The 14,661-nt window shown below is 60.2% G+C and carries 12 protein-coding genes; 3 read left to right on the forward strand and 9 right to left on the reverse strand.

Annotated features, from left to right (window positions below; all coding sequences use genetic code 11):
* Positions 1-21 precede the first annotated feature (21 nt).
* A complete protein-coding gene (locus DWV58_RS02240) occupies positions 22-1,140 on the forward strand; it encodes an AAA family ATPase (protein ID WP_117776032.1) in 1,119 nt (372 codons plus the stop codon).
* A 65-nt stretch (positions 1,141-1,205) separates the two neighbouring features.
* A complete protein-coding gene (locus DWV58_RS02245) occupies positions 1,206-3,698 on the forward strand; it encodes an excinuclease ABC subunit UvrA (protein WP_117776033.1) in 2,493 nt (830 codons plus the stop codon).
* 42 nt (positions 3,699-3,740) lie between these two features.
* Here DWV58_RS02245 and DWV58_RS02250 read toward each other — a convergent pair whose 3' ends face one another.
* The 7 genes from DWV58_RS02250 to DWV58_RS02280 all read right to left on the reverse strand — a co-directional run bounded on the left by DWV58_RS02250 (position 3,741) and on the right by DWV58_RS02280 (position 12,331).
* On the reverse strand, positions 3,741-4,841 hold the full coding sequence (locus DWV58_RS02250) for an AAA family ATPase (protein ID WP_117776034.1): 1,101 nt from the start codon (positions 4,839-4,841) through the stop codon (positions 3,741-3,743).
* Between the two features lie 111 nt (positions 4,842-4,952).
* Positions 4,953-5,552, reverse strand: coding sequence for a tRNA (cytidine(34)-2'-O)-methyltransferase (locus tag DWV58_RS02255; RefSeq protein ID WP_117776035.1), 600 nt, complete (start codon positions 5,550-5,552; stop codon positions 4,953-4,955).
* Positions 5,553-5,650: 98 nt separating this feature from the next.
* The gene (locus tag DWV58_RS02260; RefSeq protein WP_117776036.1) at positions 5,651-6,781 is read right to left on the reverse strand and encodes a GTP-binding protein; all 1,131 of its coding nucleotides are present in this window, start codon (positions 6,779-6,781) and stop codon (positions 5,651-5,653) included.
* An 86-nt stretch (positions 6,782-6,867) separates the two neighbouring features.
* Positions 6,868-7,209, reverse strand: coding sequence for an arsenate reductase family protein (locus DWV58_RS02265; RefSeq protein ID WP_117776037.1), 342 nt, complete (start codon positions 7,207-7,209; stop codon positions 6,868-6,870).
* Between the two features lie 12 nt (positions 7,210-7,221).
* A complete protein-coding gene (locus tag DWV58_RS02270) occupies positions 7,222-7,845 on the reverse strand; it encodes a flavodoxin family protein (RefSeq protein ID WP_117776038.1) in 624 nt (207 codons plus the stop codon).
* A gap of 111 nt (positions 7,846-7,956) precedes the next feature.
* The gene (locus DWV58_RS02275) at positions 7,957-9,489 is read right to left on the reverse strand and encodes a diguanylate cyclase domain-containing protein (RefSeq protein ID WP_117776039.1); all 1,533 of its coding nucleotides are present in this window, start codon (positions 9,487-9,489) and stop codon (positions 7,957-7,959) included.
* Positions 9,490-9,613: 124 nt separating this feature from the next.
* The gene (locus tag DWV58_RS02280; RefSeq protein ID WP_117776040.1) at positions 9,614-12,331 is read right to left on the reverse strand and encodes an EAL domain-containing protein; all 2,718 of its coding nucleotides are present in this window, start codon (positions 12,329-12,331) and stop codon (positions 9,614-9,616) included.
* A 324-nt stretch (positions 12,332-12,655) separates the two neighbouring features.
* On the opposite strand from DWV58_RS02280, the gene DWV58_RS02285 reads away from it, so the two are divergent.
* On the forward strand, positions 12,656-13,525 hold the full coding sequence (locus DWV58_RS02285) for a patatin family protein (RefSeq protein WP_117776041.1): 870 nt from the start codon (positions 12,656-12,658) through the stop codon (positions 13,523-13,525).
* 101 nt (positions 13,526-13,626) lie between these two features.
* Here DWV58_RS02285 and DWV58_RS02290 read toward each other — a convergent pair whose 3' ends face one another.
* The gene (locus tag DWV58_RS02290) at positions 13,627-14,322 is read right to left on the reverse strand and encodes a thiamine phosphate synthase (RefSeq protein ID WP_022093951.1); all 696 of its coding nucleotides are present in this window, start codon (positions 14,320-14,322) and stop codon (positions 13,627-13,629) included.
* Positions 14,319-14,660 (reverse strand): thiamine-binding protein, encoded by a 342-nt coding sequence (locus DWV58_RS02295; RefSeq protein WP_233540480.1) that lies wholly within the window; start codon positions 14,658-14,660, stop codon positions 14,319-14,321. The genes DWV58_RS02290 and DWV58_RS02295 overlap by 4 nt, the downstream gene beginning before the upstream one ends.
* Position 14,661: the final 1 nt, after the last annotated feature.

The raw sequence follows: 14,661 nt of genomic DNA on the forward strand, positions 1-14,661 counted from the left end.
TGCCAATCCGAGGAGGCCGATATGAATCCAAATCCCTTTAAGCCCACAGCTGGTAAGCGGCCTCCGATACTCATCGGTCGCGAGTCGGTCATCGAAGATTTTGAGGAAGGGCTCGACAACGGCGCCGGAGCGCCGGGCAGGCTCATGCTCATTACGGGAAACCGCGGCTGTGGCAAAACGGTTCTCCTGCGGGAGCTGCAACGTCTAGCCAGCGAGCGCGGATGGGCGGTTGTCTCCGATTCCGCTTCGCTTGGTTTGTGCGACCGCTTGGCCGACGCGCTTCGCTCGAATAAACCCGTTGTGACGTCAATGGAGTTTGGGCCGTCGTTTGGCCGGATGTCGGTCGAGGCGGCGCGGGCAAAAGGCGAGACATTGCGAGGGCTGGTCAACGAGCGTCTCAAGAAGCTCGGTCCAGGTAAGGGCATCCTGTTTGCGATTGACGAGGCTCAATCTGCGTCTATCGAGGAACTGGCGGCTCTCGCCGTTCTCTATCAGCAGGTGCTCGGAGATCAGGATGCTACGGACTTGCCCGATAGCGACCAGCGAGGTCTTGCGTTGGTCTTTGCCGGCTTGCCCAGTATGGTTGACGATCTGCTCGAAGAGCCGAGCGTGACGTTTTTGCGGCGTGCCCAGCAGCGTACGTTGGGGGCGATTTCTTTGCCCCAGGTGCGTGATTCATATATCCAGACGGTCGAATGTGCTGGCCTTTGCGTTGATGCAGGGACGGCGGGCCTTGCAGCGCACACGAGCATGGGGCATCCCTATATGGTACAGCTGGTGGGATATTACATGTGGCGGTCTGCTGCCCGGCGTAGCTCGCAGGTCATTGAAGAGTGCGATGTCGAGGATGGCCATGCGGATGCCGTCTCCGAGTTCTACGAAGCGGTTGACGCACCTCTGTATTACGGGCTGCGCAGTCCGCAGCGCCTCTTTATCGAGGCCATGGCGGTAGACGAGGGCAAGCCGACGCGCATGGCGGATATCATTGAGCGCTGCGACCGTACCCAGAGCTGGGCGAGTAAATATCGCGCAAGCTTAATTCGCGAGCGCGTCATCGAGGCCGCCGGATACGGTCTCGTCCGGTTTAGCGTGCCTATGCTGGGCAAGTACATTCGCGATCGTGTTTTATGGCACGAGTGATGTGACAAAGGGACTGTCCCTTTGTCACATTCCTTTGTCACATTCGATTAACAGGAAGGGGAGCGATGACGGTGTCGCAACAACCAAGTGCTATCGAGGTGCGCGGTGCGCGCGTCCATAACCTCAAGGACATCGATATCGATATTCCGCTGGGAAGGCTCGTGGGCATTGCCGGCGTGTCGGGGTCGGGCAAGAGTTCGCTGGCGCTGGGCGTTCTTTACGCCGAGGGCTCGCGTCGCTACTTGGAGGCGCTCAGCACCTATACCCGCCGCCGTCTGACGCAGGCCGAGCACGCCCAGGTGGACGAGGTGCTGCACGTGCCGGCGGCGCTCGCGTTGCATCAGCGTCCTAGTGTGCCAGGCGTGCGCTCGACCTTTGGCACCATGACCGAGCTCAACAACAGCCTGCGCCTGCTCTTTAGCCGCTGCGCCCATCACGTGTGCCCGCATTGCGGGACGCGTGTGGAGCCGAGCCTTAACGTGGCCGCGGGCCTGTCGCTCACGTGCCCCGCGTGCGGCCGCGAGTTCTATGCGCCGGGGGCCGAGGACCTTGCCTTTAACAGTGGCGGCGCGTGTTCTACCTGCGGCGGCACCGGCGTCATGCGCGAGGTGGACGAGGCGAGCCTGGTGCCCGACGAGTCAAAGACCATCAACGAGGGCGCGGTGCTTCCCTGGGGCACGCTCATGTGGGACCTGATGAAGCAGGTGGCCGGCGAGATGGGCGTGCGTACCGACGTGCCGTTTAACCAGCTCACGCCTGAAGAGCGCGATATCGTGTTCCATGGCCCGGCAGTTAAGAAGCACATTCTCTACGTTCCCAAAAATGGCGAGGGCGCCACGCCGCTCGACTTTACCTATTACAACGCCGTCTATACCGTCGAGAATGCGCTCGCCAAGGTTAAGGACGATAAGGGGCTCAAGCGCGTTGCGCGCTTTTTGCGCGAGGGACCGTGCCGCGATTGCGGCGGCACGCGTCTTTCCGACGCCGCGCGCCAGCCCCAGGTGCGCGGTATCAATCTGGCGCAGGCGGCAGCCATGACGCTTGGCGATGCGATTGAGTGGGTGCGCGGGGTGCCCGCATCCTTGTCGGCCGAGATGCAGCCCATGGCGACGGATATCTGCGATTCGTTTTTGGGCGCGGCCCGTCGTCTGGTCGACCTGGGCCTCGATTACCTTTCACTCGATCGCGCAGGTGCCACGCTCTCCACGGGTGAGCGCCAGCGCGTGCAGCTCGCCCGCGTGGTGCGCAACCGATCGACGGGCGTGCTCTATGTGCTGGACGAGCCCTCGATCGGCTTGCATCCTGCCAATGTCGACGGCCTGGTGGGCGTAATGCGCGATCTGGTGGATGACGGCAACACCGTGGTCGTTGTCGACCACGACACGCGCGTATTGGCGGAAGCCGATTATCTGGTCGAGATGGGCCCCGTTGCCGGAGCGGGCGGCGGTAATGTGATCGCCGCCGGTACGGTGGATGAGGTCGAGCAATCGCAGGACAGCCGCATCGCCCCGTTTTTGCGCTCGGAGCCCAAGCGCTTGCGGCCGCAGGTGGCTGATGACGAAATGTTCGACCGGGGCCATATCCGCATGGCGACCGATGCCATCCATACCGTCAAACCGCTCGAAGTCGATATCCCGCGCGGTCGCTTGGTCGCGGTGACGGGCGTTTCGGGTTCGGGTAAGACGACGTTGGTGCTCGAGACGCTCATCCCGGCGCTCAAGGCTCAGGCAACTGGTGAGCGCCTGCCAAGCCATGTGCGCTGGATCGACGCCGAGGGCATCGCACGCGCCAACCTGATTGACGCCACGCCCATCGGCGCCAACGTGCGCTCGACGGTGGCGACTTATGCCGACATCCATGACGAGCTGCGTCGCGCCTTCGCCCGTACGCCCGAGGCCAAGGCAGCCGGCTACAAGGCGGGCGCATTTAGCTACAACACCGGCGCCTTGCGCTGCCCTACGTGCGATGGCACGGGTTCGATATCGCTCGACGTGCAGTTTTTGCCCGATGTCGAGATCGTCTGCCCGTCATGTCGCGGCTCACGCTATGCAGACGCGGCCTCGCATATCCATCGCGAGGGCAAGGACGGGAGCCTGCTTACGTTGCCGCAGCTCATGGACATGAGTGTGGACGAGGCCATCGACGCCACGGTGGGGCTCAAGAAAGTTCAGGCGCGCTTACAGACCCTGCACGACCTGGGCTTGGGTTATCTCACGCTCGGCGAGCCCACGCCGGCGCTTTCGGGCGGCGAGGCGCAGCGTCTTAAGCTCGCGAGCGAGATGGGCCGCGTGCAGGATGATGCCGTATTCGTGTTCGACGAACCCACAATTGGCCTGCACCCGCTCGATGTTCAGGTGCTGCTGAGTGTGTTCGACGGCCTCGTTGCCAAGGGTGCCACAGTCGTCGTGATCGAGCACGACCTCGACCTTATCCGTAACGCCGATTACGTAATCGACATGGGCCCAGGTGGTGGCGAAGCAGGCGGGCAAATCGTCTGCTTCGGCACGCCAGCCGATATCGCGGCCTGCCCCAAGAGCATTACCGGCCGTTACCTCTAACCGAATGTGACAAAGGGACAGTCCCTTTGTCACATCCGATGCCTATTTCACGCATTGAACGGCGAGATAGTCGCGGAAGAACGGTAATTCAAAAGCGACGATTCCGCGCCCGCGTTCTCCAATGATGCCGGCGTCTATCATGCGGCGTCGGTAGCGGGAGACCTGTTGCGGCGAACGCTTAAGGCGCTCGACAAGGTCAGCGGTGGTGGACTCTTCCTCGTCATCGAGCATGGCGATGAGAAATCGCTTGTCCTCTGCAGTGAGTTCCCGATAGGTCGCCGCGAGGATCCGGTCGTCCATTTCATCGCGTGCGATTTTGATTCCCTGGTCAAAGTCGCGAGATGATATTTCCCTCGAGTTGCTCGTGAGATCCCAGGCGCGGTAACCCACAAGCTGCAAAAGGAAGGGAAAGCCAGAAATCGAGCGAACGGCCTTATCGATTCCCTCGGCATCTGCCAAGCGGTCGTTTTCCTGGATCGTTCGGATCAAGGCCTCACGCACATCGTAGTCGGCGATACGCCCCAGATGATATTGCTGGGCGCGGCGAAGGAACGAGACCGTCTTGTGGTTCAGCAACGTCGAGACGTTGTTGGGAAGTCCCGCCATGAGTAGGGCGACGCGTTTCCCATCGGTCACAAAGTGCTGATACGTGGCTGCGAGCTGGATCATCTCGTCGAGCGTCGGGTCGACCTCATCAACCGTGACGAGCAGACCGGTGCCCGTTTCGTTGAGCTGGTCGATGATGTCGCTCATGCGATACCGCCAAGTCGAGGCATCGTGAACGCGATTGACCTCGATACTGCCGAGCGGCGCGATTCCGAGACCGGTGACTTCGAAGTTGTTAGACGGGTCGATGAGATGGCCTGCAGCACGTTTCGCCCCGAGCTCGATTTCCTCAAGCATTCCCGAGAGCGCGGTCGTCTTTACCGCTATCCATCCGTGGGATTCCGCTCTTGTCGCGAGCGATGACATGAGTGCGGTTTTACCGGTTCCACGCGCGCCTGAGAAGATCGAGGTCAATTCCGGGCGTCTGCGCTGGCTCAAGAAGGCACGGTCCAAATCCCGAATAATCTGTTGTCTGCCGGCGAGATGGGCAGGAACCTCACCAAAACTGGGGGTAAACGGGTTCTCGAGATATTCCACAAGGCTCTCCTTTCACATCGCCGTTTAACTTCATTTTATTCTAGTAAATTCTGATTAAAAACGATGGCTCATTATTTGGTGCATCAATGTGACAAAGGGACTGTCCCTTTGTCACATTGATGGAAAGCCTGTCTGGCGCAGGGCCTCGTAGAGGACGATGGCGGCGCTGTTGGAGAGGTTGAGGGCGCTGATGCGGTAGTCGTCCGGGTCGACGAAGTTGCCGCAGATATCCTGCTGAAGGATGGCCTCGTGGCCGCTCTCGCTATGCCCGAGCGCCTCCTCGTGGGCTTCCCAGGCCTCGGCGTTATCGAGCGAGTCGCAGTCGCGCAGCATGGGGATGCGCTCGCAGCGCGCAGGCGCTGCGGCGAGCAGCTCTTCGGGAATCCCCGAGCTCTCGCTGCCAAAGACCAGATAGTCACCGTCGCGGTAGGTGCTTTGCGCATAGGTGCGGCGCGCCTTTTTGGTCAGCAGATGCAGGCGTTCATCGGCGGGGGAGAGGCCGTTGCACGTAAGGAAATCCTCCCAGCCGGCATAGGTCGTCACGTCCAAGTTTTGCCAGTAGCCCAGGCCGGCGCGACGCACCGTCTTGTCGTCGAGCGAAAAGCCCAACGGCTCCACCAGGTGCAGGCGGGTACCGGTGACCACGCAGGTACGGCCGATATTGCCCGTATTGGCCGGAATCTCGGGCGCATACAGCACGATATTGAACATGAATCTCCTTGGCTCAGAATGAAAAACCACCACGAAGGGGACAGGCACCTTCGTGGTGGTTTGGCGGTTACGTGGCAGAAAATGCTCGCTTCGATAGCCTAGGCGCGGTGCCAGTCGGTCAGGCAGGCATCGAGGGCGGCGATGAGCGCATCCTTGTCCATGTGACGGCCGATGATGCACAGGCTCGTCATGCGGTCGCCCGTCTCGTCGTCCCAAATCTGCATGATCTCGGGGTTCTCGTCGATAATCTTCTGCTTCTCGCCCTCGGGCGCAGAGTCGACAAACAGACCGTTCTCCATCAGACGCATCTGGTGGCCGGCCTGCTCAAACATGTAGCACATGTCCGGATCGCCGGTCTGCCACAGCGGGCCCTTGACGCGAATGACCTCGTCGGGCCACTCCTGCTCAACAAAATCGGTGAACTTCTGCAGGTCAAACGGCTTGCGGCGGGAGTACACAAAGGTCTCGATGTCGTACTCGAGCACCTCGGGGTCGTCGTGCTCCTCGGGATGCTCCATGGCCTCGATCCAGGCGGCGGAGTTGTAGGCGCGCATAAAGTCGAAGCGGTCGGTGTCGAGCAGCTCCTCCATGGGGACCTCGCCGTTTTGGGCCTCGACAATCACGGCGTCCTTCTGCAGGCTGCGCACGATGGCCTTGAGCTCGGCAATCTGCTCAGGCGTGACGGTATCGGTCTTGTTGAGGATCAGCGTGGAGCAAAACTCGATCTGCTGAATAAGCAGGCTCTCGATGTCGTCCTCATCGATATCCTCGGCGAGCAGGTCGCGACCGCCGTTGAACTCGTCGTACATGCGGGCGCAGTCGACCACGGCCACGATGTTGTCGAGCGCGAGCTTGGGCTCGCCGCCCACCTTGGCCTCGTCGCAGAAGCTCGAGATGGTGTAGGCGATGGGGATGGGCTCGCAAATACCCGAGGCCTCGATGATGATGTAGTCGAAGTTGCCCGAATCGGCGATGCCCTGCAGCTGGTTGGCCAGGTCGTCCGAAAGCGTGCAGCAGATGCAGCCGTTGGTGAGCGGGATGAGGTCGTCGGTCTCGGAAAGGCCGCCGTCGGCGATGAGGCTGGCGTCGACGTTGATCTCGCCGATATCGTTGACGATTACGGCGGCGCGGATGCCGCCGTCGTTAGCGAGGATGTGGTTGAGCAGCGTGGTCTTGCCGGCACCGAGGTATCCGGTAAGCATGATGATCTTCACGGGTTTGTTGGGCATGTGCCCTCCTTTGTTAGACATGGCTTACAGTTGAATCTTATGCCAAACACCTGCTCTTATACCCACGCGCCGACAAATAACACAGGCTACTCCCGGGCTCCCCATACGTCGGGACAATAGCCGACGGTGGCCTTCTTGCCGTTGCGCACGATGGGCTCGGCAAGAACCTGCTGATTCTCGAGCAGCTTATCGAAGCGCTGGCTGGGGGTGAGGTGCTGGATGAGCGCGAGCGTTTCCTCGTCCTTTGCTTTGGGGTTGAGCAGCTTATCGATGCCGCCGACCGCCTGCATCACGCTCGTAAGCTCGCCCTTGCTCATCTCCTTTTCCTTCAAGTCGATAAACTGCACCTTAATGCGGCGCTCCTTAAAGAAGCGCTGTGCTTTCTTGGTGTCGAAGGACTTCTTAGTCCCGAAGATTTGAATATTCATGGCCCCGCCGTTCTAACGAATGAAGTTGGTGCGCTCGCGATCGGCTTCGGGGGCTTCGATGCCGGCGGCCTGGCCTGCTTCGATACAATGCAGAAGCCAGGCCATGTTTTTGCCGATGTTTCGCATGGTGGCAAGGCCTTCGGCGTCCTGGGTGGCCTCGCCCGGCATGGCGCCAAAGACGTTGTTCCAGTATGTGGAGGCCACCACGGGCATCTGGTTGATGGTGAAGTACTTGTTGAGCACGTCGAAGGTGGTCGACGTGCCGCCGCGGCGGGCAACGGCCACAGCGGCACCCGGCTTGTGCGCAAAGGCCTTGTTGCCTGCATAGAATGCGCGGTCGAGTGCCGAGAGGATGCGTCCGCTGGGGTGCGCGTAGTAGACGGGGGAGCCAAAGACAAAGCCGTCTGCCTGCTCGGCGGCGGCAATCAGCTCGTTGACCACATCGTCGTCAAAGGTGCAGCGGCAATCGAGCTTTCCGCACTGGCCGCAACCGATGCAATCGCGGATGGGCTTGGCGCCCAGTTGAAACGTCTCGGTATCGATGCCCTCGGCCCTAAGTTGCTCGGCGACCTCGGCGAGTGCGCGGGCGGTGTTGCCGTTTGCCTTGGGGCTGCCATTGACCAAAAGAACCTTCATCACAAACTCCCTCTGCTGTCGGTGACTTCTGCGGAGGATTATCGCACGAGAGGGCAGATGGCGCGGGGCGCGATGCGAAACGGCTTGTGTTTCACATCGCGCCCTACGTCGCTAGTCCAGCTTGGTGCCCGGTACCTGCGGCGCCTCTTTAATCAGCGCATTGAGTTCGTTCAAAATGGAAACGGGCTGTCGGTCGACGGCGTCCAGATGAAGCGTGGCCACGCGAAGGGGCGGCTGATATTCAAATGAGCCAAGGAGCACGGGCGATCCCAAGAACCGTTCGATTTCGTCTGCAACCGCGTCGGTCTCTTCGGGATCAAGCTCGTCAAAGAGCGCCACGAACATCGGTCCGGTCGAGCGGAACAGACGACCCTTGCCGCGCGAGCAATCCATGAGGCAGGCGGCGCTTTCTGCCAAAACGCGGTCGCCTGCATCAAAGCCAAAGCGGGCATTGACCTTGGCGATGTCGTCGATTTTAATGGCGACCAAGCCCGCGTTTCGTGCCACGCGACGCATCTCGCCAATGGCGTTGACCAGGGCGTGGATATCGCCCAGGCCGGTCACGGAATCGGTCGTATCTGCCAAGCTTCGGTTGGTAACAATGCCCACATACATGTTGGGCTCGGTATCGGTGCCGTCCAGGCGGTAGCCCGTGCAGTCGCAAAGCGCGTATTTTCCGGCGGTATTCATGACGCGATACTGCATGCAGTGGAAGTGCCACGTGCCGTTTACCACCATATCGAGCTCGGCGCGTACGTTGTCGCGGTCCTCGGGGTGAACACGGGCAAGCCATATATCGAGCGAGTTGTAGGGATGCTGGGAGGGTAGGTCAAAATCGCGCACGGCATTAACCGACCATTGCGATTCGCCGGTGTCGAGGTTAATGATGAACGGATAGCGCGTCTCGGAGCTCATGGAGATCGCTTGGAACACTCGGTCGTTGCAGGGGGGGGGTTGTTCGGTGACCGGGCGTTGCGGCGCATCGCCTTCTTCCGGTTGTTGCACACGGTACATGAGCTTGTAGCGATACATTTTGCGGTCGGCGTCCTTTGTCATCTGGCGACGCGTATCGCCTGCAAGCGGGTCGACGCGCGAGCAGCCAAAACTAAAGCTGGCGATCATGGGCGCCTTGCCGTCCGATGTTGCCTCGATAAGATTGGCACGCGTCCGCTCCAGGCGCTGCTCGAGCTCGGCTTCGTCTGTCGTGGGGGATATAAGTACAAATTCGTCTCCACCGATACGGAACAGCAACTCATCGGGCTCCATTGTCTCGGTGAGTGCACGGCAGATGTTCAGGATGTAGCGATTACCCTCGGTGTGGCCAAACTTATCGTTGCAATGCTTAAGGCGGTCGATATCGATATAGGCGCAGGTGAAGGGGGTGCCTTTGCGCCAGAGCTGATCGACGTGGCGGTCGAGTCCGCCACGGTTGCCAAGATTGGTGAGCGAGTCGATATAGGCGCCGCGCTCAAGCAGCTCGCGTTCTTGCTGCAGGATGGCAAATGTCTTCTGTAGCTGCTCGCCGATGGCGCACAGCTCCGGGGGCAGCGCGGCAACATCGAGCTCGGTGGTTGAGGCCCCGTTCGCAAGCCGCTGAAGATGAGCGATGATTGATTGCTCGCCCAGGCGATACGACTCGTTCATGATGGATGACCTCCTTGAATGGAACAATGGTTTGTATCTTACTCCCAATTCGGTTTAGATTGGGGTATTAGTTAGCTCATGGGAACAAACGCTCCCTCGACGGTGGCGTTTGCGCACGAGCGTATTAGTTGTTGTCGCCACCATCGAGTAACGCCTCAAAATCCTTTGCCGGCATGGGGCGGTAGTAGAGAAAGCCCTGAGCGTAGCGGGCGCCCATTTGGCGCAGCACGTTCGCCTGCTCATCGGTCTCGACGCCTTCGATCACAACGGGCAGATGGAGCGACTGCGCCATCTCGAGCATTGATGAAACGATTTGCGCGCTACGGCCTTGATCGCCGTCGGCGGGTACAAACGTGCGATCGAGCTTGATGACGTCGACGTTGACGTTCTTGAGCATCGCGAGCGTGGACTGGCCGGTGCCAAAATCGTCCATATAGGTCGAGAAGCCGCGGGTGTGCAGGTCGGCCGTTAGTTTATTCACGGCCTCGGACTCTCCCGTATAAGCTGTCTCGGTAATCTCGATGCGCATGAGCTCGGGCGGCAGGTTGTATTGGGCGGCGAGCGCCCCCATATGCTCGGCAACGTCGCAGGCAAGGATATCCACGCGCGACACATTAAGCGAGATCGGAACCACGCGAAGCCCCCGATTGATGCGCTCGCGCAGCCACAAGGCAACGCCCTGCCAAACGTATTTGTCGAGCGTCACCACAAAACCGCTTTCCTCGAGAGTGGGGATAAAGGTGGCGGGCGAAATGAGGGAGCCATCCTTGTCGATCCAGCGCGTGAGCGCTTCGGCGCCAATGATCTCGCCGGTTTCCATGTCGACCTGGGGCTGCAGGTAGTAGGTAATACGGCCGTTGGAGAGCGCATATTGGAATTCGGTCAGCATGCGGTGGAACGCGATTTCGCGCTCGTACTCCTCGGGGCGGAAAATGGCAATACGCTCCTTAAAGTCGTTTTTTGCGCGCCGATTGGTAAACATGGCCTTGGCCTGCGCATCGATGGTGATTTTCTCGTTGGAGTCGATGGGGTAGACGCCCATGGACGGCCAGAATCCCACGCCGTCATCATACTTGGCCACGGCCTGGCGAACGCGGCTATAGATCTGATGGACGGTGTCGTGTTCAAAGGGGATGAGTATGCAAAAGTCGTCTTGGCCCCAGTACCCTGCGACGCCCATGTCGGCATTCTCGATGTCTTTGAGGACCGTGCCCACATCGGCGAGCATGCGGTCGCCCTCGGCCTGTCCGTGCCATTCGTTGAACAGTCGCATGTGTCCCATATCGACGGTGGCGATACACCAGGCGCCGTTGCGCCTTGTCTCGAGAAATTCGTTGGCGCGGCGCATAAACTCGCTGGGTCGATAGAGACCCGTGAGCGGATCGATGCGTTCGGCGATGGCGCTTTTGCGCTCCACCTCGGGTATGGGGAGGCTGTCGTTGGGAACAAGCCCGCCGGCCGTGCGAATGCGACGGTCGAGTTCGCCTAAAACGGCGGCCGTTTGATTGGTCAGGTGCTCGTAAAAGGCCGGAACGACAAGACAGACGGGGGTAATGGTGTCGTCCGCGATTCGAACGGGAGCGAAAACGGCCTCTTTGAGATGTTGGATCAGTTGCTCGAATGCTTCGTGATCCAAATTGTTGCTAAGCACGACGAACTGGGCGTTGCGTGAGCGGAAGACGCGACTCCTGCCGCGAGTAATCGACAGCATGCGGCCTGCGTATTCGGCGAGCATGTTGTCGACGGCCTCGGCCCCGTAGAGCTCGTTGAGCTTGGCCGTGCCGCGAACGCGCACTGCTATAAGCCCCGTCTCGCAACGGTCGCGACGGCAGGCATCGATAGCGTTGATCAGCGTGCGCTGCGTTCCGAGACCCGTGGCGGCGTCGACGGTCTCGGCAAGCGAGTGGTTGACGAGCTCGCCGACATAGAGCGAGGGGACATTTCCGTCGCCGTCGATACGAAACCCGCGAGCACGGCCGAGGATGTAGTCGCCGGCGGCATTGCGCACGCGGTACTGCATGACGTGGCGATGTTTGGAGCCGTCATAGATTTGGTCGATGTCGTTGGTATAGGCCTCAAGGTCATCGGGATGGACACGCGTTTTCCAGTAATCGTGGCAGTTGTCTATATGCTCCGAAGGAAGGCCAAGATCGCGCAAGGCGCCTTGTGACCAAAGGGTTCGATGTTTGTCCAAGTTCTCGATAAAGAAATATCGGCCTTCGTTGAGCATCGAAAGGGCGTCGAAAATGCGATCGCTTATTTCGAAGTCGTCGGTGTGGGCTTGTGCGATATTGCGTCGATCAAGGTGCACGGCATGACGTAGCTTGTAGTCGTACATGCGATGGTCGGCATCGTTCGTCAAGCGATTGGGGGCTTCGCCCAGGGCGGGGTCGGCGTGTGCCACTCCGTAGCTAAACGAGTGAGGCATCTTGGAAGCGTTGTTTTCGAGCAGTACCGTTCGGCAGTGTTCCAGACGTTCGGCAAGGTCGTCCTCGGTCGCAATCGTAGATAGGATGGCGAACTCGTCGCCCCCCAGACGAAATGCCGCCTCGTCCACCTTCATATACAGCTTGAGATAGAGGCTTACCTGCAAAATATAGCGGTTGCCCTCGTCATGGCCAAAGACGTCGTTGCAGTGCTTGAGATTGTCGATATCGATGTACGCCATGGTAACGGGGGTGTCCTGCTCCCAGAGCTCCTCGAGGGAACGGGCAAAGCCGCCGCGGTTGCCAAGCCCGGTAAGCTGGTCGGTAAAGGCGGTCCTGACCAGATCCTCCTGACGCTTGAGAAGGTCGCGGACGGTCTTTTCGAGCGTTTCAGTGTAATTGCTGGGGGTATCCATGCTGTAGGCGGCTTTCTGGGGTCGGGGCGGATTGCGTCGGGCGAGCTCGTTGTGCACACGCGTTGTCGCTCAACGCTTTGCGTGTATCCATGCTCCCGCCTTGTTGCGCCGCTGGGTCAATTTGTCGGCTCGTGTTCGCTGCTGATAATTACTGAGTAATGTAAACAACAGCACAAAATTATATAGGGGTGCACATGCTGTGGGCGGCTATTATTCGACAAACGGTAGCGCGACGATGCGATGTTCGATGAAAATGCGACTGGGGCGGTATATGTTGACGGGTATACTTGTTCCGTTTAAATTTGCGGGGATGGAGATGGTCGCATGGCACAGCCAGATACGACGCCCACGGCGGGGCTTGCGCTCGAGGGAGGCGGCTACCGCGGTATGTATACGGCGGGCGTGCTCGACGTATGGATGGAGTGCGGCCTGACCTGTGACCATATGGTGGGCGTCTCGGCGGGCGCGGCGTTTGGCTACAACTTTAAATCGCGCCAGATTGGTCGTGCCATTCGCTACAACAAGGCCTATTGCGCCGATAAGCGCTATGCGGGTGTAGCAAGCTGGCTGCGAACCGGCGATATGTTCAATGCAGATTTTGCCTATCACGAGGTGCCCATCGAGCGCGATCCCATCGACCTGGAGACATATCGTGCCTGCCCCATGCGGTTTACGTGCGTGTGTACCGATATCGAGACGGGCAAGGCCGTCTATCACGATCTGCCGTATGGCGACGAGCGCGATATCGAGTGGATTCGGGCGTCGTCTGCTATTCCCGTGGCAACGCGTCCTGTCGCCATTGAGGGGCATAAATATCTGGATGGCGGCGTGGCCGATTCCATTCCCAGTGCTTGGCTGTTTGCGCAGGGGTATGACCGCAATATTGTGGTACTCACGCAGCCGGCGGGCTTTGTGAAGCAGCCCAACAGCGTGATGCCCATGCTGCGGCGCGTGTTCCGTCACTACCCGGAGTTTGTGGCGGCGCTTGAGCATCGGCATGAGGCCTACAATGCCACGCTTGATGACCTGGCACGTCGCGAGGCTGCCGGCGAGGTCTTTGTGGTGCGGCCGAGCGAATCGGTAAAGGTGCCGTCGCTGTGCCGCGAGCCCGATGAGCTTGAGCGTATCTATCAGATTGGCCGCCACGATGCAGAGGCGACTTTGCCGGCGTTGGAAGCGTATCTGGCGGGGTAAGGGTCGCATACGGAAAGCGCATCCCGGAATGGAGGCCCAAACTGGGATGCGCTTTTCATTGCTGAAGATATGAGGCTGCGAATCAGCTGTTCGGCCTATGCCTATGCCTGCTGCCAGGTGTCGACAAGCTCCTTGGCTGCGGCATGGGGGTCGTCGGCGCTGCAGACGGCGCTTACCACAAAGAAGCCGTCGACGCCGGTGGCCTTAAGCTGCGGCAAGTCGGCCGTCTTAACGCCGCCGCCCACCACGATGGGCACGGGGCTTGCCGCGTGGAGTGCGGCAAGGTCCTCAAAGCTCTTGGTGATGATAGAGCCGTCGGCCGCGCGTCCGCAGTCGCGCTTGGTCTCGGTCTCGTGGAGCGGGCCGATGCCCAGGTAGTCGACCAGGCTCATGTCGGCGGTCTTGACGTACTCGAGCATCTCCTCGCAACGGGCCGAAAGGCCCACAATGGCATCGGGGCCCAGCAGCTTGCGGCAGACCTCGACGGGAATGTCGCTCTGGCCTACGTGCACGCCATCGACGGCAATGCCCTGCTCGCGTGCGGCAAGTACGCAGTCAAGGCGGTCGTCGATCAGCAGCGCGACCTGCCCGGTTTTGCCGGCCTGAGCGATGGCCTGCGCGGCATCGCCCGTCAGTGCGATGATCTCGCGGGCGCTTGCCACCTTGGAACGCACCTGAATGCAGGTAAAGCCGGCGTCGAGCGCCTGGGCCACCACATCGCCCACGGGGCGTCCGAGGGTGTTTTCGGGGCCGAGTACCAGATAGGCCGAGATATCAAGGTTGTCGCGGATGCTCACTGTGCTTCCTCCTGCTTTTTGATCTGCGCTTCCATGCGCTCGAGCTTGCCAGTCATGGTGTCGGTAAATCCGGGTCGAATATCGGCCTTGAGCACGACTTCGGTGCGGATGCCCTTGCTCGCCAACACAAAGGTTGCGTCGCGCACGACCTGCATGACTTCGTCCCAGTCACCCTCGATCTCGGTGAACATCGAGGTGGTGCGGTTGGGAAGGCCGCTCTCGCGAATGACGCGCACGACCTCGGCGACCTCGGCGGACAGCTCGTCGCCGGTGCCGCACGGGGCGATGGCTACGGCGACGAGTGTGTTCATGCCGGCATCGGTTGCGGGCTCGGACATG

Origin of the sequence: Collinsella sp. AF11-11, assembly GCF_003465485.1 — a bacterium.
GTDB lineage: Bacteria > Actinomycetota > Coriobacteriia > Coriobacteriales > Coriobacteriaceae > Collinsella.

Bases quoted from the DNA above. Each gene is read 5' to 3' on its own strand.
- DWV58_RS02240 (WP_117776032.1), top strand. From the start codon at position 22: ATGAATCCAAATCCCTTTAAGCCCACAGCTGGTAAGCGGCCTCCGATA.
- DWV58_RS02245 (WP_117776033.1), top strand. From the start codon at position 1,206: ATGACGGTGTCGCAACAACCAAGTGCTATCGAGGTGCGCGGTGCGCGC.
- DWV58_RS02255 (WP_117776035.1), bottom strand. From the start codon at position 5,552: ATGTTCAATATCGTGCTGTATGCGCCCGAGATTCCGGCCAATACGGGC.
- DWV58_RS02260 (WP_117776036.1), bottom strand. From the start codon at position 6,781: ATGCCCAACAAACCCGTGAAGATCATCATGCTTACCGGATACCTCGGT.
- DWV58_RS02265 (WP_117776037.1), bottom strand. From the start codon at position 7,209: ATGAATATTCAAATCTTCGGGACTAAGAAGTCCTTCGACACCAAGAAA.
- DWV58_RS02270 (WP_117776038.1), bottom strand. From the start codon at position 7,845: ATGAAGGTTCTTTTGGTCAATGGCAGCCCCAAGGCAAACGGCAACACC.
- DWV58_RS02275 (WP_117776039.1), bottom strand. From the start codon at position 9,489: ATGAACGAGTCGTATCGCCTGGGCGAGCAATCAATCATCGCTCATCTT.
- DWV58_RS02280 (WP_117776040.1), bottom strand. From the start codon at position 12,331: ATGGATACCCCCAGCAATTACACTGAAACGCTCGAAAAGACCGTCCGC.
- DWV58_RS02285 (WP_117776041.1), top strand. From the start codon at position 12,656: ATGGCACAGCCAGATACGACGCCCACGGCGGGGCTTGCGCTCGAGGGA.
- DWV58_RS02295 (WP_233540480.1), bottom strand. From the start codon at position 14,660: ATGTCCGAGCCCGCAACCGATGCCGGCATGAACACACTCGTCGCCGTA.